Origin of the sequence: Rothia sp. HMSC065C12 (assembly GCF_001812085.1) — a bacterium.
In the GTDB taxonomy this organism is placed as follows: domain Bacteria; phylum Actinomycetota; class Actinomycetes; order Actinomycetales; family Micrococcaceae; genus Rothia; species Rothia mucilaginosa.
In genome coordinates this window covers 479,517-501,442 of the sequence record NZ_KV807679.1, presented here as the reverse complement: position 1 = coordinate 501,442, position 21,926 = coordinate 479,517, and the positions used below count along the sequence as shown (strand labels likewise).

The following is a 21,926-nucleotide window of genomic DNA, read 5'->3' as shown; positions in this document are numbered from 1 at the left end:
TCTCGGCGGAAGGCCGCTCGAAGCGGCTAAAGATTTGGAGCCCGGGGCTACCTATTAGCAACCCGACATCTTGTAATTATTATCCACCCGCACCCGGCGCAGAGTCAATTAGAAACAGGCTTTTCACGCCTTTGCGACCCAATGTGGAACCTGTGCCAATTCGCGGCACGAACCCGCATTTTTAGGCGCCCAAACGTTGCAGAAGACTAGAATGCTTCGAGGTTGGTCTGCGATTTTTCCTGCGCAGAATCACTCTCCGAACCCCCGTTAGCCTGCTGACTAGCCTCAGCGGCGCGCAGCTGGGCGGCGACCGCCTCCAAATCGTGCGCAATCTGCTCCATCTGCTGAGCCTGACGCGGCAGACGAGCACGACGCTCCACCGCCTCACGCTTCACCTCATGGCTACCCGGAACCGCACCATCCTGCCCGGCAGAGCGCGCATAATCGGTGCGAATACCCAGCGCCACCACGTGCGCAAACGCCGCGCAACGTTCCATCGCAATGTCCATATCGCCGGTGTACAGGCCCGTCAGAATCTCATCAATTGTGCGGACCACCTCGTCGGCACTCGGCGGGTCGGGAACACCCGCCACCACGTGCGAACGGTAATCCTCCGCCATGCCCAGCTCAAAAGCGCGGCTTACCCCGCGTGGCGAACGATGCACCACGTCCCGCAGCCAGTACATGCGCCACAGCGCACCCGGCAGGGAGTGGGCGCTCGCGTGCGACCAGAGTTCGGCGAGCATCTCAATACCGTAGTCGTCGGTGAAGCTGACGAGCCGCTCGGTCATCTGCTCGTCGGTGCCGCGTCCGCGCATCAGCAGGATGCGTGCGGAGGCGTGCGCCGCCTCTTCGCGTGCGGCGGGGTCCATGCCGCCTTCGTGGCGTTCAAATTTCTCGGCGGAGTAGAGGACGGGGCGGTGGTGGGTGCGGTGTCGGCTGCGCCAGGAGGCGCCGGTTGATGATGCGGGTGTAGACATAGGATTTCCCAGTGTACCGTTCATTGGCTGGGGGCCGGTAGTGTATAGTATTTCTATCTGCACACTTTCAGTTTTGTGTGGATAGGAGCGCCTTTAGCTCAGTCGGTAGAGCTACGGACTTTTAATCCGCAGGTCGTGGGTTCGAGCCCCACAGGGCGCACTAGCCGACCCGTCGCCTCCCGCTTTGCGGGGGTCGGCGGGTTTTTGCGTCTTCACCCTCGTGTGCGGGGTTTTACCCCGTGTTGATTCCGTGTGGTGGGGCGTGTCCTGCCGGGTTGGCCTGGCAGTTTTTGATTCGTGTACGTTGACCCGAAAAGATGAGGAAACCCGTGAGCGTCACCATTAAGAACCCCGAAGAAATCACGATTCTTGCCACTGGCGGCACGATCGATAAGTTCTATTCGGTGGCGGGCACCATGGATATTGGTGAGCCTGCCGCTAAGGACCTGCTGGACCGCGTGATTACCGATATCCGTTTTGATATTCGCCCGCTGATTGGCAAGGACAGCCTGGACATGACCGATGAGGATCGTGCCGAGCTGACCGAGGTGCTGAACGCTGTCACTAACGACCAGGTGCTCATCACTCACGGCACCGACACCATGCCGGAGACCGCCCGCTACCTGCTGGAGCACGCCGACCTGGGCGATAAGGTTGTGGTGCTGACCGGTGCGATGCAGCCCGCCGTGATGGCTCGTTCGGATGCCGGTTTCAACCTGGGTGCCGCTATTGCCGCACTGAATCTGCTGGAGCCGGGCGTGTACATCAGCATGAGCGGTCGTATTTTCCCTGCTGAGAGCGTGCGTAAGGACCGTTCTCGCGGTATTTTTGAGGGCTAAGATGGCTGATTCCGCTCGTATGCGGCGGGGTGAACCGGTTTCTGCCGCTGAGCTTGCGCCGGTGGCGGGCTCCTCGGATCTTGTGCCGCAGGAGCATATGTCGCAGGCGCAGCTCATGCAGCTGCAGGCTATGGATGAGCTGGAGCAGCAGGCTGACGAGTTCTGGAATGTCACCAGTGATTACCCGCTGCCGGCTAAGAACCTGTACCTGGTGCGTGTGCTACTGCTGGTCGTACCCTCGCTGATTACTGTTTATTACTTTATCCGCGTCACGCTTTTCCCGATTGGTGCGGTGCCGCTGGTCTATCTGGTGATGCACATGTGGGTTGCCATGATTTACCGGGCGAACCGTTCGGTGAAGTTGGTGTTGCTGGCGAATGCGGCATCCGGGGTTGCGGCGGCCATTATGACGGCGTTCTTTGCCTATGCGCTTGTGACGGTGCAGGGCCCGCAGACGCTGCTGGACCGTGTGGGCGTGTTCTATACGGTGGGCCTGCTGACGGTCATGGCGTCGTTCGCATTGGAGGTTCTGTTCTCGCTGTTCTATAGTTTGGCGGTTCGTAGGAGCTTGCGTTTGACGCGGCAGAAGCAACAATCGGAGCAGCAGGGCGCAGAAGAGCAGAAAGCAGAGGAACCGAATCCGGCAGAGCCGAATACCGAGGCGCCGAACGCTGAGGAGTTGAACACTGAGGCTTCGCGTACTGCGGAGCAGAACTAACGCGCACCGACGGGCGGGGATTTTCCCCGCGCATCCGCGCCTCTGGCCGGTGGTGCCTGAGGGGTGGGGATAGGGCGATAAGAGGCGGTGTGACACGCTCTCAGTGATGCCCAGCCACTGCTCAGATTCCCTTAAAGTACGCGTGATACGGTAGAGACAGAAACACGACCAGCACCTGCCAGGAGGTCACCCATGGGCGCTACACATCTGAACACAGATGCTGCTTCATCCGCAGAACACCCGGATGAAGATATCAGTGTGCAGACTCGCTATCAGGCGCCTATCCGCCACGCGACTCCTGCTACGCCGGAGGTGTCTGTCCCGCTGAACGCACCCCCGGTGGTGACTGGTTCGCATCCGGTTATTTCGGCGACTTCTACCGTCATCATTCAGGATGGTACGAACCCTCCGATTGTGGTGCGTACACACCCGACGGGTCCGTTGCCGCCGTTCCCGGGGCAGGGTCAGGTTCCCGCTTTTCTGCGTACTTACACCGCTGAAGAGGTGAAGGAGCGCCAGCAGATGCTCAAGAAGAACCTGCTGGTCCGCGCGGTTATTCTGTGTATTTTGACCCTGGTTGAAGGCCTCATTATCTCTCAGTACACGCAGCCGTTGGCGATTTGCTTTGGTTTTGTGGCTGCTCTTTACCTGGTGGTTCAGATGTGGCCTCTGATGCGCCCTCCTCGTGATTCGGCGGATGCCTCCGTGTATAGCGTCTGGGCTATCTGTTCCCTCATCGGGTATGTTGCGGTGGGGCTGGTGCTTTCACCCATCACGTTCCTGTTGTTGATGCTTGACTGGGCTGGGGTTTCGATGGGGCTTGACCCCCTGCTGATACTTGTTGTCTTGGGCTTGGTCTGGTTGAGCGAGGTCGGTTTATCGTTGCTGACCATTTACCGCTTCAACAACTTGCGAATTGCGATGGCGAACCGGGCAGATTCTCCGTTGCTACCTGAAAGTATTTCTGCGACGGTTGACCCGTCCACTTCTGCCTAAAGTTTTTTGAGGCGGCGCGGTAGATGAACGCCGCGCCGCCACCCACACACCACACACTCGCTCATACATCTTCCACACACACTATCAGCCGACATTCGAAAGATTCAGCTATGTCCGCCGTCGAGTCCTCTCCGCCATCCGCTCCGAACACCACGCATCCTACGAAGCCCGCCACCCCCACTCTCGTGTCTGTGGCGGGTTGGGTTCTGCTCGCTATTGCCGTGGGTTGGCTGGTGCTGATTGGGTACACGGGTGTCACGTATGCGACGACGCAGCTGTCGCATTTTTCGACTTGGCGCGCCCAGTCGCTGGTGGAGGCGCAGGCGTACTATCCGGTGATGTTTTTGCTGGTCAGCGCCTTCGGTAACGTGACGTTGCACGGTTTCTGCACTGTGGCGTACCTGCGTGGTTACCGTTGGGCGGCGCTGGTGCTGTCGGTGGCGTTGGCGCTGGGTGTGTTGGCATCCCTGCTGATTATGCTGGCAGTCGCGGCTCTTCTGGGTACGTTGAATGGTGCGCCGAGCCAGGATGTTGAGCTGCTGCTCAGTAGCGCCTCCCCGCTGTACACGCCGGTATATATTGCTGCACCGTACATGCTGGTGTGTGTGGTCGCGTTGGCGTTGGTGTGGTCGCGTCAGTCGCGTTCGTACATGGAAGCGCGCCGTGATTGGCGCCTGCGCCGCAGCGAGGACTACCTGATTTAGCCTTGCAGATTCTGGCTGCGGGTCCCGGACCTGCGGCTCACCGATAACTTTATTCACCCAACCACAGTTAGGATGACTCGTGCACCCTACTTCCGAACCTGCGCACGAATCCACATCGCAGACTACCCCCGGCGCTGCTAAGCGCACATATGATGAGCGGGCGGCGTTTGAAGAGGCGAAAAGAAACCTTGGCATAGTTGGCGATAGGGAACAGGAATTTAACCGGGGACTGGAGCTTCTTGGTAAAGCCTATTCCATCAGTATGACTCTCATCCTGGTGTATTTCCTCCTGGATGCGTACCAGATTATCGTTACCGCGGGCCGGAGTGTGAACATCGGCTCGTTCCTTAGCTATGCCCTGCCGAAGGTTCTGTCTGACGCTGTCTTGGTGGTGCCGTTCCTCTGGTTCGTTCTGGACTATACCAAGTCAGGGTACGTTAATCCGCGCCGCCTGCTGATGCTGTACCTTCTGCTGTGTTCCTTGAGCGGTGTGCTCTCTTTTGCGGGTGTCTTTGGTCTGGCTCAGGTGCTTTTCCCTGCGTTTACCGCACTGGATCCGGTGTCGCATCCTGCCGCTGCTTCGTCTATGGTGTCGCAGGCTCTGGTCGGGGTGATTACGGCGGGTAGCGCCGTTCTTCTGTTTTTGCTGACTCGCCCGGCTGTGGGCGTGGTCCCGAGCCCCGCGGCGATTCGGGAGCAGATGCAGATTATCAAGGACAGCATGGCGGATGATGAGGAAGAGCCGACCCGTGAGGATGTTCTTCGTCAGCTTGAGAAGGAAGAAGGCCCGGTCAAGGACTCTACCGAGCAGCTGTTGCGTGAGCTTTCCGCCGATTATGCGTTGTCGAATGACCCTGCGGAGAAGAACCGCCTGCTGGCTGAGATACAGCAGGTTCAGCGCGCCCAGAATGCGGGTGTGAAGCCTAACTTCGACGGCGCGTCTGGCGGGTCGGATAAGCCCCAACAGGAAGCGCACGAGGGTGCGGAGGCGACCGCCGCCTCCACCGCGCCTGCCGCGCCTCAGGTGGTGCTCCCGCCCCGCCCGAAGTCGCTGCGCGGCGTCATGTGGCTCGCTACAGCCATTATTATTCTGTCCGCAATCCAACGTATCTATGTATCTATCCATAACGAGGTCCCAGACCGCGTTATGGAAAATATGCCGGGCATCATCATTTCAGGCATATTTGCTACCTTCATCTTCTCTCTCATACCGATTTTCGTCCTCCGTCGACTGTGGAAGGGCCGTAGATGGGCGTACTTCCTCACCCTCTTCGGTAGTGCTTTTGTGGTTTTTATCGGGGCGATGAGTTTGCAATCTTTCATCTCGGCTGATTATTTCTCCAGGCTGGCGGATGAATCGTTGACTTCAAGGCCCCGAGACTACGTAGTTTCCATCGTGGTGAGTGACATTATGGGAGCTTTTCTTACGGCCTTCTACCTGCTGATAGTTGTGCTGCTCATTAGCCGTCCCACCAGGTCGTTTATGACAACCGCGAGGTTGGCATGGATAGAAGCACGCGAACAGGTGAACGCCGGTGACGGTTGGATTGTTGCGCATCAGGATGCAGAAACGCGTACTCATCTGGAAGAAGAACAGACCCGCAGGGAAGAAAAGGAAGCTAACCGACGGGCTGAAGAAGCGGTCGCTCAGCAGTACAAGAGGGCCCGCCGTACGGATGCGCGGAAGAACTCCCGCAACGAACAGCGCGGCTACAAGGATACTTCCGTGTACACCGAGGAAGGCTACCGCCTCAACTAGGGCGGGAAGCCCCTCCCCATGGGGAGACTCTTTGCCACCTGCCCCGTGCTACAGCGTGCGGGGCGGGGTGCGAAGAGAAGAAAGGAACAATGATGTCAGAACGTATCCCAAAGCAACCGTTGAACGATTCGGAGTACACGGTTCCCGAGTACAGTGTGCTACTGCCCTCTAACGAGGCTGAAAATAGCACGGCAGAGGGCGATGCCGCCTCCAGTAACGGAGCTTCCGGTAGCGTCGCAGATAACAGTGCGGCAGAGGGTAACGCACTCGGCGACAGCGCCTCCGAGCACGCCAGCACCCCCGAGCAAACCACTACTGGCTACCGGAAGGCGACCACCGGCTACACTGCCGCCTCCGAGCAGGTAATTCCGGAGCGCCCGAAGGCTATGCGTAGCGTCATGTGGTGCGCTGCCGCCATTATCGTGCTGGGGCCCCTGAGTAATTTTCTGCCGATTCTAAGCGGGTCATATATCGATTTTGAGACGGTGGTGAGTGTTCTCTTCTCTGCCCTGGTGGTTACCCTCATCATCTCCGCCATCCCGATTTTTATTCTCTGGAAGATCTGGGATGGCCGCGAGTGGGCGCGCATTCTTACCATCATCTACTGCGCTCTCGCGGCTGCTAGCGGTGTGCTTATTCTTGCGGATAATTTCTCGGAGTTAAGCTCTAGAGCGGCTGCGGCGTCCAGCCTGGGGCGTGTCGCGAGCGGCATTTTTACTCTTGTTCTTTACCTCCTGATGATTGTGCTGCTGACTCGTGCTCCTATTAGGACGTACACCCAAATCGTTAGCGGGGCACGTGCACTAGAACACCAGCAGATGATGTCTGAGACGAGACAGGCTGCCGGTCAGGTGCCGGCGGAACTTCGAGAGCTTTTCGCTGATGACGAGGACGGCGAACGCACCTCATCAAAGGAAAACAACCCTCGCCCGCCACACCGTAGTGCGGGATGGGGAACATAGAAAGGGGCACCAACGTCAGGAGTTCCGAGGCTAGCCCTAGTAGCGCGGTAGACAGTAACACGGCAGAGGATAATGCATCCGGCGACAGCACTCCCGAGCACACCACTACCACCAAAATGCTCAGAGCATGAAAGGGTGGGGATACCAAACGGTATCTCCACCCTTTTGCGTTAAATATCGAAATCTTCTAGCTGGTAAAACCCTTTGAGTTACCTAAAAGGTTCCAGGCATCGTATAAAAACTCTACAAGGCCCGAAGAGCTTACCCTATACTGAAAAAGTATTATTCTCTCAGCTAACTACATCAAATAACTCTTTTAGGTACGTTTAAGGCAAATCTACCTGAACGAGTACAACAATCACCGACTGACGCACCACAGTGCGAGCATATGAGAGAAAGAACGACGATGTTTAACAATACTTCCGGCGCCCCCGCGGGCACGCTGGTACCTCAGGCGGCTCAGTCTAACGCCGCAGCATCGAATATTCCGGCACCGAACTTTCCGGCACCCGCCGCAGCGGCACCTCAGCTTCCGGTTCCTGCAGGTGCCCGCCCTGTGTATGGTGTGCCGGGTGTCCAGCGCGCTATCAATCATCCGCCGCGCCCCATTGCTATCTGGATGGTAAGCATTTGCGTGGTCTTGCTTCTGGCTACGTACCCCCTACAGCCTCTTGTGGGTCTAGAGTTTATATTTGCGTATTGGCTGGCAGCTTGCACTATGGGGCTTACGATAATTCTCCCTATTGTTCTTGGAGTAGTCTCTGCCTGGTACCTCAATGAGGGTTATGAGTGGGCGCGAGTGGTGATTATTATCGAGGGCGCGCTGCGTATGCTTCTGGATATTGTGGTCGTAGCCGGATCTGACCGCTTCTTTCTGAGCAATGACTATAATTCCCAAGCGGTCAGGGCGATGTTTTTTGGTCCGTTTATGACCCTTGAGGGCATGTATGCGAAGCTCGCCTTTGACTTCATCATCCGCATTTTCTTTATTGTTCTTCTCTGCCAGCCGCAGGTGGGGCGGTACATCCATATGCGTGGAGACCTGCGACGCATGGGCCTAAAGTAACCCCGCGGAGGTAGTAACCTCGCGGAGGTGTAGCTGGCTTCCGGGGCATCACCTCCACAGGGTTGAGAGAACGCAAAAAGGTGGGGATACCAAACGGTATCCCCACCTTTTCTCATCCCCGGCTCAGCAGCCGAGAAGGACTCACGTATTACTCAGCAGATTCCTGCTTCGCCTTCGAACGGCCACGCAGGTACTCGATAATAACCGGCACCACTGAAACCGCCACAATAATCACAGCAATGTACTCAATGTTGTTATGCACGAACGGGATACCGCCCAGCAGCACACCCGCCAGACCAATCAAACCAATCCACGCAACCGCGCCAACAACATTCCACAGGTGGAACTTCTTACGGTCGTACGAAGAAATACCAGCCGCAAGAGACACAAAAGTACGAACAATCGGCACGAAACGACCCAGAACCAGAGCCAAACTACCGCGCTTCTGGAAGAACTCCTCGGTAGTGTGCAGGTTCTTAGTGCTCAGAATCTTCGCGTCATCCTTGAAGATCTTACGGCCGTAACGGGCACCAATCTGGTAGCCAACCTCAGCGCCAGCAATAGCAACCAGCACCAGGACCGGGAACGCAACCCACAGGGACAGGCCCATCTGCTCATGCAACATACCCAGAGCAAAAATCAGGGAGTCACCCGGAAGAACCGGGAAAAGAACACCGGACTCAATAAATACGATAATTGCCGAAACAACCAGAACCCAGGGGCCGGTATCGAGCAGGAACTGCTCAAGGTCGAGGCCCAAGAGCGCAACCGGAAGATGCGCCAAAGCGGTGGCAAGAAAAGTCATGAAAAATCCTGAACTGTGAGTGGACCGCACACACGGATCGGCGGCGGAGTAACACCAGCATAGAAAGCGTACCTATGGTGAACATTGTGCAAAACTATGCGGAGGCTGTGTATTACTGGCACAATTCTACCGGCATTTACGCCGGACGCACGGGTGAGCGAGGCGTAAATCTCCTCGCCCGCATGGCGAAACAACCTGAGGTGACGCGGCGCTCGCGTGCCTCCCCAAGAAATGACCATCCGCAGAGCCGGGCGATACCGGGTGTGACATGATGGAAAGAGAGCACGGCGCGTCGCGGCGTAGCGATTGACCCAACCACCCACCGTTGGAGAGAACCATGAACCCCCAGCACCCAGCGTCCAGCCCCGCGGACTCCCTGCGCGCTGACCCTCTGCACACTGAAGCCCGCGAAGTGTTGCGCCGCCTCACCGGCGTCGCTGATGCCGAGTTCCACGACGGCCAGTACGAGGCGATTCGCGCCCTCGTAGCCGACCACGCCCGCACCCTCGTCGTGCAGCGTACCGGCTGGGGTAAGTCCGCCGTCTACTTCATCTCCTCCCTGCTGTTGCGTGCCCGCGGTATGGGCCCGGCGCTTATTGTCTCCCCACTGCTCTCCCTGATGCGTGATCAGGTTGAGGCAGCATCCCGCGCGGGGGTGCGCGCCGCAATGGTGAACTCCGCGAACGTGACCGAATGGGATGAGATCCGCACCCGCCTCGAAACTGATGAGCTCGATGTGCTGCTGGTGGGCCCCGAACGCCTCAATAACCCGGCGTTCCGCGAGCAGTGGCTGCCGTACCTGCTGCCGCGCCTGGGCCTGCTTGTTATTGATGAGGCGCACTGTATTTCTGACTGGGGCCATGATTTCCGCCCCGATTACCGCCGTATTGGTTCGCTCATTAAGTCTCTGCCGGTGGGTGTGCCGGTGCTGGCGACAACCGCGACCGCTAATGACCGCGTTAGCCGCGATATCGCTGAACAGCTCAGCACTGACACCGCCCCTGTGCACGTAATCCGCGGCCCGCTATCCCGCGAGTCCCTGCGCCTGGGTGTGCTTACCCTGCCTGATGAGGCGCAACGTATCGGCTGGCTACTCACGCACCTGAACGACCTGCCCGGATCCGGCATTATCTACACGCTGACTGTCTCTGCTGCAGAAGATACCGCAAACGCTCTGCGTGCCAGCGGCTACGAGGTTCTCGCCTACACGGGTAAAACCGACCCCGATGAGCGCCTGGTTGCGGAGCAGGCGCTCAAGGAAAACCGTGTCAAGGCTCTTGTGGCGACGAGTGCCCTCGGTATGGGTTTTGATAAGCCTGATTTGGGTTTTGTGGTGCACCTGGGCGCGCCGTCGTCTGCGGTGAGCTACTACCAGCAGATTGGTCGTGCCGGTCGAGGTGCCGTCAACGCTGATGTTTTGCTCCTGCCCGGTCGTGAAGACCGCGCCATTTGGGAGTATTTTGCGACCGCCTCCATGCCTAACGAGGAGCAGGCGCTGGCTGTTCTTGATGCGCTGGCTCAGGCCCCGGAGGGGTTGAGCATTACCGCTTTGGAGGCGCGCGTTCAACTGCGCCGCTCAACCCTGGAGCTTCTGCTGAAGGTGCTGGATGTTGAGGGCGCCGTCGTGAAGGAAGGCAACTATTGGCGTCGAACCTCTTCGCCGTGGCGGTACGATAACGCTCGCTATGCGGCGGTGGCGCAGGCACGTGTGCTGGAGCAGAACGCCATGCTCGAGTATGAATGTACTAGTCAGTGCCGCATGCTTTTCCTGGCTCAGCAGCTTGATGATGCTTCCGCTGTTGCGTGCGGTCGTTGCGATGTGTGCGCGGGCCCCTGGTACCCGGTGGAGGTCCCCACTGAGGCACTGCAGGCGGCACAGAGCAGCTTCAACACGGTCGGTGTGCCGTTGCAGCCGCGTCGTATGTGGCCGAGCGGGTTGGATCAGCTGATGGGTGCGGATGCGCCGCGCGGTCGTTTGTCTAAGGACGAGCAGGCTGAATCCGGTTACGCTTTGGCACGTCTGAGCGACATGGGGTACGGTACACGTCTGCGTGAGCTTCTGGCGACGAATGAGCTGGGTGAGCCGGTTGATTCTGAGGTCCCTGCCGAGCTGGGTCGCGCTTGTGTGAAGGTGCTTGCCGCTTGGGAGTGGTCTGAGGCAGGTCGTCCGGTGGCGGTGTTGACTCTGCCTTCGCCGGTGCGTCCTCGTTTGGCTCAGTCCCTGGGTAGGGGATTGGCGTCGGTGGGGCGCCTGGTGGATTTGGGTCAGGTTTCTCTGGTGGATGAGCCCCGTTTCTTTGGCGGTAATAGTGCGTTCCGTTGCGCGGACGTGGTGCGCTCGTACCGGGTTCCTGCTGAGGTTCTGGACTATGTGCGTGAGCATCAGTGCCCGGTTCTACTGGTTTCTGATGTGGTGGATTCGCGGTGGGCGTTTACTGCGGTGGCTCGCGAGCTGAGGTTGGCGGGCGCTTCTGCGGTGTATCCTTTCTCTTTGGCTGCTACTCACTAGTCGCGCTCGATAATGCTTCATTTATTCCCCTGACGAGGATTTATGTCATATTCGGAATATTCAAAATTAACGGTCACTGATGGTTCCTCCGCTGTGCTCAGCGATATTCCCTCTCGCTCTGAACACAGTGAGTGGATGGCGCACGCCCTCGTTGAGGGTGCCGCCGCTGGTGAGCGTGGCGAGATTCCTATCGGCGCCGTGGTGGTGGATGAGCAGGGCATCATTATTGGTTCAGCGGGCAATACCCGCGAGCAGGAGCATGACCCCAGCGCCCATGCGGAGGTGAATGCGATTCGTCAGGCGGCGGCGCATCGTGGGCAGTGGCGCCTGGACGGTTGCACCCTGGTCGTGACCGTGGAGCCGTGCCTGATGTGTGCCGGCACGATTTTGGCGTCGCGCGTTTCGACGGTGGTTTTTGGTGCCTGGGAGGAGAAGACGGGGGCTGCTGGTAGCCGTTACGATGTGCTGCGTGACGGCAAGGTCGCTCCGGCTCCCGAGGTGTATGCGGGGGTGCGTGCTGATGAGTGCGCGCAGCTGATGGTGGACTTCTTTAAGGAACGCCGCCCCTAACCGTCACCCGTGGTGGCGCTTCAGGAACTGTTTTGTATAACGTGGAAAGCTGCGTGAGAACGCGTGGCTTTCCGCGTTATTTGTACGAAACCCCCATTTATTTGAAAAATACTTCAAAAATTTCAAAATTGGTACCCAATTTCAGGCAAAAAGCCCACTACATCACACATGTCCGGGTCTACCATATATAGGCACTGGAGCCTCCGTCTGCCCGTGACTGAAAATAGATACCCCACGCAACCTGCGGAGTGCTCCCCAAAACTCACCTGAACCGTCCTGTATTTAAAGGGGATTTATTCGTGCTTCGCGTTGACAATATTTGGGCTAAGGGGCGTCACCACGCCCTTTTTGGTCGTACCTCTTTTTCTGTAAATCAGGGCGAGGTCATCATTATTCAGGCGGATAGCCAGATGGAACGTACCTCGCTGGGTTTGGCTCTTACCGGCCGTTTGCCTCTGTCGGGTGGCGAGATTTTTTGGAGCGATGGTGATGCGGAGCCGCAGCCGATTTCGATGAAGAAGCTGCGTCGTATCAGTGACATTGTTGATTCTCCCGATGTGACTGCCCCGGAGCAGCACATGCGTGTGCACGATTACGTGTCTGAGATGCTCTCCTATAATCTGCCGGTTTTTGGTCGTTCCCGTGCGAGCCGCTGGCTGAAGGAACGCGGTCTTGAGGACCTGGACGGCCTGTGGATGGATGAGCTTGATGGTGAGATGAACATTGAGTTGATGGCGGCTTTGGCGCAGGCGAGTCCTTCGGACCTGCTGGTTTTTGATACGCCCTCCCGTCATTTGAACCACACCTATATGTGGCTTCCTTACCTGGAGGAGCTTGCCACTGACGAGGATCGCCCTCGCACTGTGGTGGCGATTGTTCCGCATATTTCGGAGTCCTGGCAGGGCGCCCGTGCTGTGGTGGGTAGTGTTCACATGGATCAGGACGGCGAGTTTGAGCCGGCTGAGGAGCCTGTAGAAGAGCTGACTGAGACGGAAGAGCTGACTGCCGCAGAGGAACTAACCCAGACCGAGCCTGTGATTGACGTGATTGAGGTGCGTGAGGTGGAGGAAATCCCCTCGGCCTCTTCGATTTCCCTCACCCCCGCGGTATCCGGCACTTCCGGAGCCGCTCAGACCACTGACCATAAGACTGATAACCAGAAGACCGGCAACCAGAAGACTGTTGCCCAGAAGACCGCTGAGAAGGAGTAAGAATGACTGTTCTGCGTGTTGCACTCGTTGAGCTGAAGCGCCTGACCAGCGGTGTTCTGCCGGTTCTGGTGCTGCTTGCGATGTCCTGCATTCCGCTGCTGTACGGTGCCCTGTACCTGTACGGCAACTGGGATGCTTACGGCCATGTGAATGGCATTGTGGGTGCCCTGGTGGTTGAGGATGAAGGCGCGACGGATTCTGAGGGTCAGCAGGTGAATACCGGTGCGGACGTGAAGAAGAACCTTCTAGACGCTGGCACGTTTGATTGGCGTCAGGTGCAGACTCGCACTGAGGCTGTTGAGGGCGTGGAGAACGGCACCTATGACTTTGCGATGGTGATTCCGAAGGACTTCTCCCGTAATTTGCAGAGTGCCGGTTCGTTCAAGCCTGATGCTGACGGTAAGACGGGCACTATTGATGCGCGTTCGGCGGGTATTGAGGTCATTACGAATGACGCGAACAACTATGTGCTGACGAATATTGTCACGAAGGCGGGCACTGCGGTGCGTGATTCGGTGGCTGAGAAGGTCGGTAATTCTACGGCGAATTCGCTGTTGGCTAGCTTCACGACTATTCATTCGAAGATGGGTGAGGCTGCTGATGGTGCGTCGAAGGTGAATAGCGGCACGGTGAAGCTGGCGGATGCTATCACTCAGCTGAAGGACGGCACTGCCACGGTGAATGATGGTGCCGTGAAGCTGAAGGATGGCACCTCCTCCTTGGCTGATGGTCAGTCCCAGTTGTTGGATGGTCAGAAGCAGTTGGCGGAGGGTGCCGCGAAGCTTGCTGATGGTGTGTCGACTTTGGATTCTGGCGCGGCGAAGCTGGATTCTGGTGCGTCGAAGCTTGCCGATGGTGCTTTGAGCTTGAAGGATGGTTCGTCGACTTTGGCTTCGGCTGCGGCGTCTGCTTCTGATGGTGCGGCGAAGTTGAAGGACGGTTCGGCGACTCTGGCTGAGGGTACCGCGAGCTTGAAGAGTGGTTCGGCGGCGGTTGCGAAGGGCGCTAATGATTTGGCGTCGGGTATTCATCAGATGCGTACTGGCATGGATCAGGCGGGTATTCGTGAGTTGCCGGCTGAGCTGAATGCGATGTGCACGCGCCTGCATGAGACGGATACGTCTGCTGGTAGTGGTGATTTTGGTCGTGACTTGTCGAATACTGTGGTGTCTGCGACTGCACAGAAGATGCGTGCTCAGTTGGCGCCGTTGGTTGAGGCGGGTACGTTGACTCAGGAGCAGGCTGATCAGCTGGTGGCTGCTGTTGATTCTGAGGAGACGAAGAATGAGGTTGCTGAGCTGAATCAGAAGGCTCTGCAGTCGCACCTGGCTACTCGTGATGCTGCCGCTGCTGATGCCCTGTCGAAGCTGAGCGCATTGAAGTCGAGCCATTGTATTTCTGATGGTTCGTCGTCGACTGCGGTGAAGATTCAGACTTTGGTTGCTGGCGTGGATTCGCTGGATTCCGGTGCGTCTTCGCTTGCCAAGGGCGCTTCGTCGGTAGCTGATGGCGCCGCTCGTGTGGATGCTGGCGCGTCCTCGTTGGCGTCAGGTTCGGCGAGCCTGGCTGATGGTAATTCTAAGATTGCTTCGGGTGCTTCGAGCCTTGCGAGTGGTTCTGCGACTCTGTCGGGTGGTGCTTCTGAGCTGAAGGAGGGTACCGATTCTTTGAAGAGCGGTACTGCCGAGCTGAAGGATGGTAGCGGTACTCTGGCGGAGAAAGAGCAGTCTGCGGTTGAGGGTCAGCAGAAGTTGGCTGATGGTGCGAATGAGCTGAAGGATGGTGCGTCGCAGCTTTCTGACGGTACGGCGAAGCTGTCTGATGGTTCTACTCAGCTGAATGATGGTGCTTCCGAGTTGAAGGATGGTACTTCGTCGTTGGAGAGCGGCCTGGCTTCTGGTGTTAAGCAGGTTCCGAGCCTTGCTCCGACTGATCAGGCGAAGGTTGCGGATACGATGTCGAACCCGGTGACTTTGTCGCATGATTCCTTGGCGTCGGGCCGTAACTATGGTGAGGGCATGGGCCCGTTCTTCATGTGCTTGGCGTTGTGGATTGGCGGCTTGATGCTGGTTCAGACGTTGCGCGTGATGAATAACCGTGCGTTGGCTTCGCATGCTCCGTCGATTCGTGTGATGCTCGGTAGCTGGATGCCGTTCGGCCTGGTGGGTATTGCTCAGGCGACTTTGATGTTTGCCGCGATTAAGTTTGGTTTGGGCTTTGAGATGGCTCATCCGTGGCTGGTGTGGCTGTTCCTCTGCTATGTGGCTTTGGTCTTTACCGGCTTCATTCACGGTCTGACGGTGATTTTGGGTGCGCCGGGCAAGCTTGTTGCTTTGGTCATTCTGATTCTGCAGCTGATTACTGCGGGCGGCACGATGCCGTATGAGACTTTGCCTGAGTCGATTCGTTGGATGCATGATTTCTTCCCGATGGGTTATGCGGTGGCGGGTACGCGTCGTTTGGCGTATGGCATTAATGAGTCGAGCCTGTGGGGCATCATGCTGGTTTTGACTCTGTGGGGTCTGGCTGGTCTGATGTTGGGTTACATTGGCACGCGTCGTGATCGTACGTGGTCGCTGAAGAAGCTGGCTCCGGAGATTACGGTGTAACAAACCCTGTTTGGTCGCACCGGGGGAAAACTGTCTAATAAAATAGAGATATATCTGCAAAAAGGGAGGGAGGACTGCTGATGTTGCAGCGCCCAGTCGCTGAAGCTTCAAGTCGTCGTCCCGGCCGTACAGGTAGAACTCAGTTGAAGTTGTTCAACGCTGCTATGGAAATCATGACCGAAAAGGGGCTTGAGTACGCCACTGTTGAAGAGGTGGCTGCCCGGGCGGGTGTTTCTAAGGGAACCGTGTATTACAACTTCGGTTCTAAGAAGACCATGGTGGATCAGCTGGTTCAGTACGGCACGCAGTTGCTGCTGAGCGATGCGCGTCGCGCGGCGTCGGTTCATTCTGATCCGCGTGAGGCGTTGCGGAGTGCTGTTCGCGCCGCGTTCCAGTATCTTGAGGACCGTCCGGGTTTTACTCGGATGTGGCTTTCGGAGGCGTGGAAGGGTGCGGATGGTTGGACTGAGGCGATGAGCGATAACCGTCTGAATCTTCTGGATTTTTTGGAGGAGATGACGGAGGCTGTGGCTCGCCGCTATACGGTTGATACCGCTCAGAATCCTCGTGCGATTGCGATCTCTATGTTCGGCGCGATTTACATGTTTGCTATGGATCGTGAAGTGCATCAGGCGGAGCGCAATGCTGAGGATGCAACGCGTGCTGTCATGCTGGTTGTAGATGGGTATATCCGTCATTAGGCGGACCTGTTAGGGTCTGTAGACGTAGCCGGGACTTCGGTGTCGGGTGTCGAAAAGGGCACGGTGAAAGGGGCCGTGAAAGGGGCGACACCCGGCTGCCGTACGCGCACGATATGTAGGCTCATTCTTGCCCTCCTGTTGGGGGTGTGCTATAGTTTTCCACTGTTGGTGGTGTGTCCGAGCGGCCGAAGGTGCATCACTCGAAATGATGTTTGGTGTAAAAGCCAACGGGGGTTCAAATCCCTCCACCACCGCACCAACGAAAACCCGTCGAGATTCGTCTCGGCGGGTTTTTGCATGCCTGGATTGTTCTGGGGTGCTGCTGGCGGGTGTGTTGGTGGGGGTTTGTGCGGGGGTACTTCGCCTCGTTTTATAGGTTGTGTGCCACTTCCGGGGCTTTGCCGGTGCTTGCTGATTTGGGGGTGGGTAAAATCGTATTATGCGTATTAAGATTCTTGACCACCCGCTGGTCTCTCACAAGATTAGTGTTCTGCGTGATAAGAACACCCCGTCCCCGATTTTCCGTCAGCTGGTTGATGAGCTGGTGACCCTTCTTGCCTATGAGGCGACTCGCGAGATTCGTGTGGAAGAGGTTGAGGTTGTGACTCCGGTGGCGACTACTACCGGTGTTCGTATTGCTGATCCTAAGCCGCTGGTTGTTCCGATTCTGCGTGCTGGTCTGGGCATGCTTGAGGGTATGACTCGCATGGTGCCGACCGCTGAGGTGGGCTTCCTGGGTATGGCTCGTAATGAGGAGACCCTGGATATTGTGACTTATGCTGAGCGTCTGCCGGAGGATCTGACTGGTCGTCAGGTGTACCTGCTGGATCCGATGCTGGCTACCGGTGGCACTCTGATTGAGGCCATTAAGTTCCTGCGTGAGCGTGGTGCTGAGTCTGTGACTTGCGTGTGCCTGATTGCTGCTCCTGAGGGCATTGCTGCTCTGGAGAAGGGCATTGAGGGTATGGAGAATGTTGACCTGTTCCTGGCTGCTCGTGATGAGCGTCTGAACGAGAAGGCGTACATTATTCCGGGTCTGGGCGATGCTGGTGACCGCCTGTACGGTCTGGCTGAGTAGTTTTTCAGCGTTATTCACGTGATGTGAGTGGGGCGCCTCTGCATATGTTTAAGCATGTGCGGGGGCGCTTTGTTGTGTCTGCTGGAGGCCGTGTGCAGGTCATATGGTGTGGTGTTGAGGGATGTGTGTCTAACGGTCTGCTGTCTTGGGTGTTTATGGTGTTGTTGGGCGCTTGTGTGGGTTTATGAAACACCCTTGATAATATGTGATGAGGAACACTATAGTGCTTTGAGGGGCTTAAAATATATTGAGCATATTCACAGCTTCACATGAAAATACAGGGTGAAACCAGTAAATAAAAGAAGCTATGAATATTTATAAGGGAAAAAAATACTGAAAGCTTCAGGTAGCCCCTGAAACCCCAAAACGCGAGAGGGGGTATTGTACTCCTCTCGCCCATAAAGATGAATCCACTATGCTGAATCCGCTTGATTTATCCGTCAAATAGGAGAAATATTAAGTAAGAGGATTGAAGCTCGAACAGGTATTGGGGACTGTTTGACTCGGCGTCACTTCCGGCGCACCCCACACTACGTACGACAGGGATCCCGTACACAGACTTTGAGAGAAGGTTGAACCATGTCAGGCGCTGTACCTGGATATGTCCACATCTCCCAGCGCGGCCGCGCCGCTAAGCGCCAGGTCGTGCAGCCTCAGCGTCCCGCTGCGCAGGCCGCAACGTTGCGTCCGATGACTTTCTCAGCCGGTGACTCTGCCCATAAGCAGGCTCAGGAAAATGAAGCACGCGGCTTCGTGCTCTATGTTGGTTTGAACGAGGAACTTGCTGCAGCGAACGGCACCTCCCTGGTGCGTATCGTTCAGGATCTGCGCACTTATGCACACCACCTGGCTCCCGAGTCGGAGTCGTACGCCGCTGTGGCGTTGGCTCCAGTGAATGCTGAGGGTAGCGACCTTGAGGTGGTACGTAATGCGCTCGGCGATCCGACCGCAATGTATATGCACCCGGAGGCGCATGTCGCCCGCGAAGCAGAGACCACGAATAGCCACTCTTCGGGTGTGCTGATTGACCTGGCGCGCCGCGAGGTGTTCCTGGATGGTGAGCCGCTCATGCTGACCTTCAAGGAATTCGAGCTGCTGGCACACCTGGTGGAGAACTCTTCCCGCACCGTGGGTCGTGAGGAGCTGCTGAAGGCGCTGTGGAGCTCCGGTGACGAGCATCCGCATGAGCGTACGATTGACGTGCATATTCGTCGTCTGCGTTCGAAGCTGGGTCGCCTGTCGGGTACCGTGCGTACGGTGCGCGGTCAGGGTTACCGCTTCTTTGAGCACCCCGAGGTTGTTGTCTGGGCTGCTCCGGAATACTCGATTTAGCGTGTACAGAATTTAGCTTCTGTAGAGTGCACCCCGGTGTGCTGGCGTGATGCCGGTGCACCGGGGTTTACTTGTGCCCGCCTGGGGATGTTAGTGTGCGTGCTGTGGCGGCGTGCGGCACGTTCCGGCGCCCTCTAGATAGAATGGGTGTATGGCTGAAAATTCTTCCAATACTGCATCTGGCTCGCACCGCAGCGGGGTCAAGCGTCTGATTATTATGCGCCATGCGGAGGCTGATTGGGGTCTGAATGATTTTGATCGTCCGCTGACGAAGCGTGGTCATGAGCAGGCTGCCGCTGCTGGCGCTTGGCTGGCGGCTCGCGGTTATATTCCGGAGCAGATTATGTCGTCATCGGCTTTGCGTACTCGTCAGACGACGACTTGGGTTTCGGATGGTTTGGGGGCGAAGGCGCCTACCGCTCATCTGGACGAGGGGCTGTATGAGGTGTCTGCGTCCCGCATTATTGCGCGCATCAACAGTGTTTCGGAGAATGTTCATTCTCTGATGGTGGTGTCGCATCTGCCCGGCGTGCAGGATGCCGCGCAGCGCCTGATGAGCCCGGATTCTGACCCGAACGCGTCCATGGATGTGTACTACGGTTTCCCGCCCTCTTCCATTGCGGTGTTTGAGGTGCTGGGGGAGTGGGCTCTGCTGGATGGTGCGGATGCGCGCCTCGTGGACTTCAAGAGCTTCTAGACCAGAAGTTTCTAAACCAGGAGTTTCTAGGCTTTGTGCCTGAATGAAATGGGTAAAGCAAAAGCCCCGTACCAACCGGTACGGGGCTTTTTGTGGCGGAGACGGGGGGATTTGAACCCCCGGTCGAGTTTAACCCCGACCCTTCATTAGCAGTGAAGTCCATTCGGCCGCTCTGGCACGTCTCCACGGTGCGCTCGTGAGCGCATCCCTATAAGAATATAGGCTGTTTTGCACTTGGTCAATTCGACCTGTGAGGCGCGAGAGATATATGCGGGTGGGGTGGTGTTAGTTTCTTCGCGATCGTGATTTCTTTACCTGCGAGAAACGTGTGAATAGAGCCGTTTAATCTTTAAATACCCTGAATTTATGTGTTTGAGGTATTTAGGTGATGTAGTTTTGAGGGTAGAAGCGACATTGCGGTCCAGATAGAAAGGCTCCCTCCCGTGACGACCACCGTTCCTCAGTTGCCCCAGGTTCCTCAGAAGACTCAGCCTCCTCAGGGTGCTCCCTCCTCTGTGAATAACCCGGCTTTCAATAGTCAGCAGGTTGCGCAGTCTGCGGTGCATCCTGCGCAGTTTGCGCAGCCGGTGTATGTTCTTCCCGAACAGGAGAACACACACACTCAGGGCTGGATTATTGCGATGGCCTCGGTCATTATCGGTGTTCTTGGGCTGATTAGTGTTTTTGTGCTGAATTATTTGACGGGCGGAGGCGCTTCCCTTCTTCTGGGTCTTACGGGCTGGGTTCTAGCGATTGCTTCACGCCACCGCGGTCATATGCGTGTGGCTGGTGTTGCGTTGGGAGTTATGAATATGTTGCTTGGTATCCTGACTGTGCCTTTCGAGATGCTGCTATTGATTCTGGTCATGATGCATGTTTAGACAATATCGTTCATAGCTACTGGTCAGAGAAAGTCCGCGAGCGCCCCGTGTGTCCGCGGGCTTTTGCGTGTCCGCCTGCTTAGCTGTAGCAGTTTTTATGGTCACCTGACGCGGGTTTTTCGTCGTGGACTATGGGCTAGGGGCTTTGAGGTTCATAAGCATGTTCGGTACACTGCATGAGTCCCAACCGATAAATAGAGGGCATCTCTGACGTTTTATCTTCCGATACAGCACATCAGAGGCACCTCATCACTCAGCAAAGCGAGAAATCATGTCTGAAAACCCCAACAACCCCCAGCCCCAGTTCAACCAGGACCCCCAGTTCAGCCAGCAGGCACCCCAGTATGGTCAGCAGGCTCCGTACGGTCAGCCGGTCCCGACCCCCGAGCAGCAGGCTCAGATGAAGAGGGCGAAGATTCTGTCGATTCTCGCTATTGTATTTGGCGCTATTGGTCTGGTCCTTCTAAGCCCGCTTTTCAGCGCACTGGGCCTGGCTTTTGGTTTGGCGTCTCTGCGTGTCCCTGAGCTGCAGTCCCGTGGTCTGGCACTGACTGGTTCCATTATCGGTGGTACTGCTCTGGTCCTGAGCATTATTGTTGTCGCGCTGGGTGCTCTCAAGAACCTGGGCTAGGACCTTATAGCGTTTTAGCCAGCATCCTCCATGGAGATTGGCTACAGAAAGCCCGCGAGCGCCCTGTGTGTCCGCGGGCTTTTGCATATCCGTTAGAGCGGCTAGCTAATGCATTGCGGTGCATTGTGGGGGCTTGGATAGCGGATGTAGTTGTACCCGTTCCATTCATGGGTTAGGGTGAATTAGGTTTAACGCACACCAGCCGTACGAAAGTGAGATGCCGTGTCTCAGAATCCTCGGGGTTCAGACCCCTACGACTACAACCCGGACTACAACCGTCTGAACGAGCAGTACAACCAGAACGGCCAGTACGGGCAGAACACTCAGTACGGTCAGTACGGGCAGAGCTCCTACGATCAGTATTCTTATGACCAGTACGGTCAGAATTCGTACGGTCAAGACTCGTATGGTCAGAATCAGTATGACCCGTACGGTCAGCAGTACCAGCAGCCCGACCAGTACGGTCAGCCCATGATGGTTCCTGTGGGCTTTTTGCAGAAGACTCCCGAGCAGCTTGCCGGTGAGAAGGCTGCTCAGACTTCCACGGTGCTGGGTATTATCAGCTTGGCGTGTATAGTGACTCTCAGCTGGTGGCTGTTTGGTCTGCCTTCCCTGATTCTGGGTGTTATCGGTATTTTCAAGGCGAACGAGGCAGAGCGTTATGGTGTGGCTGCTTCAGCTGGTCGTATCTTGAACTGGATTAGCGTAGCCATTGGTGGCATGTTCCTGGTGCTTTTCGGCGGAGGTCTTCTGCTGGCGATTATGCTGGCTCTTTCTGATTCTGCCGCAAATTCTAGGCTCGTGGAGACTGTGCAGATACTGGCATTCTTCTAAACACTTTCACCCTCATTGGAGGGTACGCAAAAGCCCCGCTCCTC

20 protein-coding genes and 3 tRNA genes are annotated in these 21,926 nt (G+C 56.9%); 20 read left to right on the top strand and 3 right to left on the bottom strand.

Features of this window, described 5'->3' with window-relative positions; all coding sequences use genetic code 11:
* Positions 1–206: 206 nt before the first annotated feature.
* Positions 207–980: a histone acetyltransferase gene (locus HMPREF2836_RS08135; protein ID WP_083309185.1), complete on the bottom strand. Its 774-nt coding sequence runs from the start codon at positions 978–980 to the stop codon at positions 207–209.
* Between the two features lie 87 nt (positions 981–1,067).
* Here HMPREF2836_RS08135 and HMPREF2836_RS08130 point away from each other — a divergent pair.
* From HMPREF2836_RS08130 to HMPREF2836_RS08095, 8 genes are all read left to right on the top strand, one after another.
* Positions 1,068–1,140, top strand: a tRNA-Lys gene (locus tag HMPREF2836_RS08130).
* Between the two features lie 169 nt (positions 1,141–1,309).
* The gene (locus HMPREF2836_RS08125; RefSeq protein WP_080974501.1) at positions 1,310–1,819 is read left to right on the top strand and encodes an asparaginase domain-containing protein; all 510 of its coding nucleotides are present in this window, start codon (positions 1,310–1,312) and stop codon (positions 1,817–1,819) included.
* A 1-nt stretch (position 1,820) separates the two neighbouring features.
* A complete protein-coding gene (locus HMPREF2836_RS08120) occupies positions 1,821–2,537 on the top strand; it encodes an amino acid transporter (protein WP_070630052.1) in 717 nt (238 codons plus the stop codon).
* Between the two features lie 192 nt (positions 2,538–2,729).
* On the top strand, positions 2,730–3,533 hold the full coding sequence (locus HMPREF2836_RS08115; protein ID WP_070630051.1) for an organic solvent tolerance protein OstA: 804 nt from the start codon (positions 2,730–2,732) through the stop codon (positions 3,531–3,533).
* Between the two features lie 110 nt (positions 3,534–3,643).
* Positions 3,644–4,237 carry a flagellar type III secretion system protein FlhB gene (locus HMPREF2836_RS08110; protein WP_049349909.1) on the top strand — a complete coding sequence of 198 codons (594 nt, stop codon included), beginning with the start codon at positions 3,644–3,646 and terminating at the stop codon, positions 4,235–4,237.
* A gap of 262 nt (positions 4,238–4,499) precedes the next feature.
* Positions 4,500–5,996, top strand: coding sequence for an ABC transporter permease (locus HMPREF2836_RS08105; RefSeq protein WP_246822850.1), 1,497 nt, complete (start codon positions 4,500–4,502; stop codon positions 5,994–5,996).
* 92 nt (positions 5,997–6,088) lie between these two features.
* Positions 6,089–6,958: a multidrug ABC transporter permease gene (locus HMPREF2836_RS08100; protein ID WP_070630049.1), complete on the top strand. Its 870-nt coding sequence runs from the start codon at positions 6,089–6,091 to the stop codon at positions 6,956–6,958.
* A 406-nt stretch (positions 6,959–7,364) separates the two neighbouring features.
* The gene (locus HMPREF2836_RS08095; protein ID WP_070599631.1) at positions 7,365–8,024 is read left to right on the top strand and encodes a hypothetical protein; all 660 of its coding nucleotides are present in this window, start codon (positions 7,365–7,367) and stop codon (positions 8,022–8,024) included.
* Between the two features lie 148 nt (positions 8,025–8,172).
* Here HMPREF2836_RS08095 and HMPREF2836_RS08090 read toward each other — a convergent pair whose 3' ends face one another.
* Positions 8,173–8,829, bottom strand: a complete 657-nt coding sequence (locus tag HMPREF2836_RS08090; RefSeq protein ID WP_005504410.1) for a DedA family protein — start codon at positions 8,827–8,829, stop codon at positions 8,173–8,175.
* 337 nt (positions 8,830–9,166) lie between these two features.
* Here HMPREF2836_RS08090 and HMPREF2836_RS08085 point away from each other — a divergent pair, with 337 nt between their 5' ends.
* From HMPREF2836_RS08085 to HMPREF2836_RS08045, 9 genes are all read left to right on the top strand, one after another.
* Positions 9,167–11,338 (top strand): RecQ family ATP-dependent DNA helicase, encoded by a 2,172-nt coding sequence (locus HMPREF2836_RS08085; RefSeq protein ID WP_070630048.1) that lies wholly within the window; start codon positions 9,167–9,169, stop codon positions 11,336–11,338.
* A 42-nt stretch (positions 11,339–11,380) separates the two neighbouring features.
* Complete coding sequence (locus HMPREF2836_RS08080; protein ID WP_049340406.1) at positions 11,381–11,908, top strand: nucleoside deaminase; 528 nt, start codon at positions 11,381–11,383, stop codon at positions 11,906–11,908.
* A 299-nt stretch (positions 11,909–12,207) separates the two neighbouring features.
* Entirely contained in the window at positions 12,208–13,119 is a 912-nt protein-coding gene (locus tag HMPREF2836_RS08075) for an ABC transporter ATP-binding protein (protein ID WP_246822849.1), read from the top strand.
* A gap of 2 nt (positions 13,120–13,121) precedes the next feature.
* A complete protein-coding gene (locus HMPREF2836_RS08070) occupies positions 13,122–15,728 on the top strand; it encodes a YhgE/Pip domain-containing protein (RefSeq protein WP_070630046.1) in 2,607 nt (868 codons plus the stop codon).
* A gap of 80 nt (positions 15,729–15,808) precedes the next feature.
* On the top strand, positions 15,809–16,429 hold the full coding sequence (locus HMPREF2836_RS08065; protein ID WP_005504416.1) for a TetR/AcrR family transcriptional regulator: 621 nt from the start codon (positions 15,809–15,811) through the stop codon (positions 16,427–16,429).
* A 167-nt stretch (positions 16,430–16,596) separates the two neighbouring features.
* Positions 16,597–16,683: transfer RNA gene (locus HMPREF2836_RS08060), tRNA-Ser, on the top strand.
* Positions 16,684–16,868: 185 nt separating this feature from the next.
* Positions 16,869–17,507 carry a uracil phosphoribosyltransferase gene (upp, locus tag HMPREF2836_RS08055; RefSeq protein ID WP_005504417.1) on the top strand — a complete coding sequence of 213 codons (639 nt, stop codon included), beginning with the start codon at positions 16,869–16,871 and terminating at the stop codon, positions 17,505–17,507.
* A gap of 579 nt (positions 17,508–18,086) precedes the next feature.
* A complete protein-coding gene (locus HMPREF2836_RS08050) occupies positions 18,087–18,839 on the top strand; it encodes a winged helix-turn-helix domain-containing protein (protein ID WP_070615368.1) in 753 nt (250 codons plus the stop codon).
* A gap of 151 nt (positions 18,840–18,990) precedes the next feature.
* Entirely contained in the window at positions 18,991–19,536 is a 546-nt protein-coding gene (locus HMPREF2836_RS08045; RefSeq protein WP_070630045.1) for a SixA phosphatase family protein, read from the top strand.
* 93 nt (positions 19,537–19,629) lie between these two features.
* Here HMPREF2836_RS08045 and HMPREF2836_RS08040 read toward each other — a convergent pair.
* A tRNA-Ser gene (locus HMPREF2836_RS08040) sits at positions 19,630–19,721 on the bottom strand.
* 258 nt (positions 19,722–19,979) lie between these two features.
* Between HMPREF2836_RS08040 and HMPREF2836_RS08035 the strand changes: the two genes are divergently transcribed.
* The 3 genes from HMPREF2836_RS08035 to HMPREF2836_RS08025 all read left to right on the top strand — a co-directional run bounded on the left by HMPREF2836_RS08035 (position 19,980) and on the right by HMPREF2836_RS08025 (position 21,882).
* The gene (locus HMPREF2836_RS08035) at positions 19,980–20,417 is read left to right on the top strand and encodes a hypothetical protein (protein WP_070593201.1); all 438 of its coding nucleotides are present in this window, start codon (positions 19,980–19,982) and stop codon (positions 20,415–20,417) included.
* Positions 20,418–20,688: 271 nt separating this feature from the next.
* Positions 20,689–21,048, top strand: coding sequence for a DUF4190 domain-containing protein (locus HMPREF2836_RS08030; RefSeq protein ID WP_070593200.1), 360 nt, complete (start codon positions 20,689–20,691; stop codon positions 21,046–21,048).
* 222 nt (positions 21,049–21,270) lie between these two features.
* On the top strand, positions 21,271–21,882 hold the full coding sequence (locus tag HMPREF2836_RS08025; protein ID WP_070630044.1) for a polyprenyltransferase: 612 nt from the start codon (positions 21,271–21,273) through the stop codon (positions 21,880–21,882).
* The last annotated feature ends 44 nt before the right edge of the window (positions 21,883–21,926 follow it).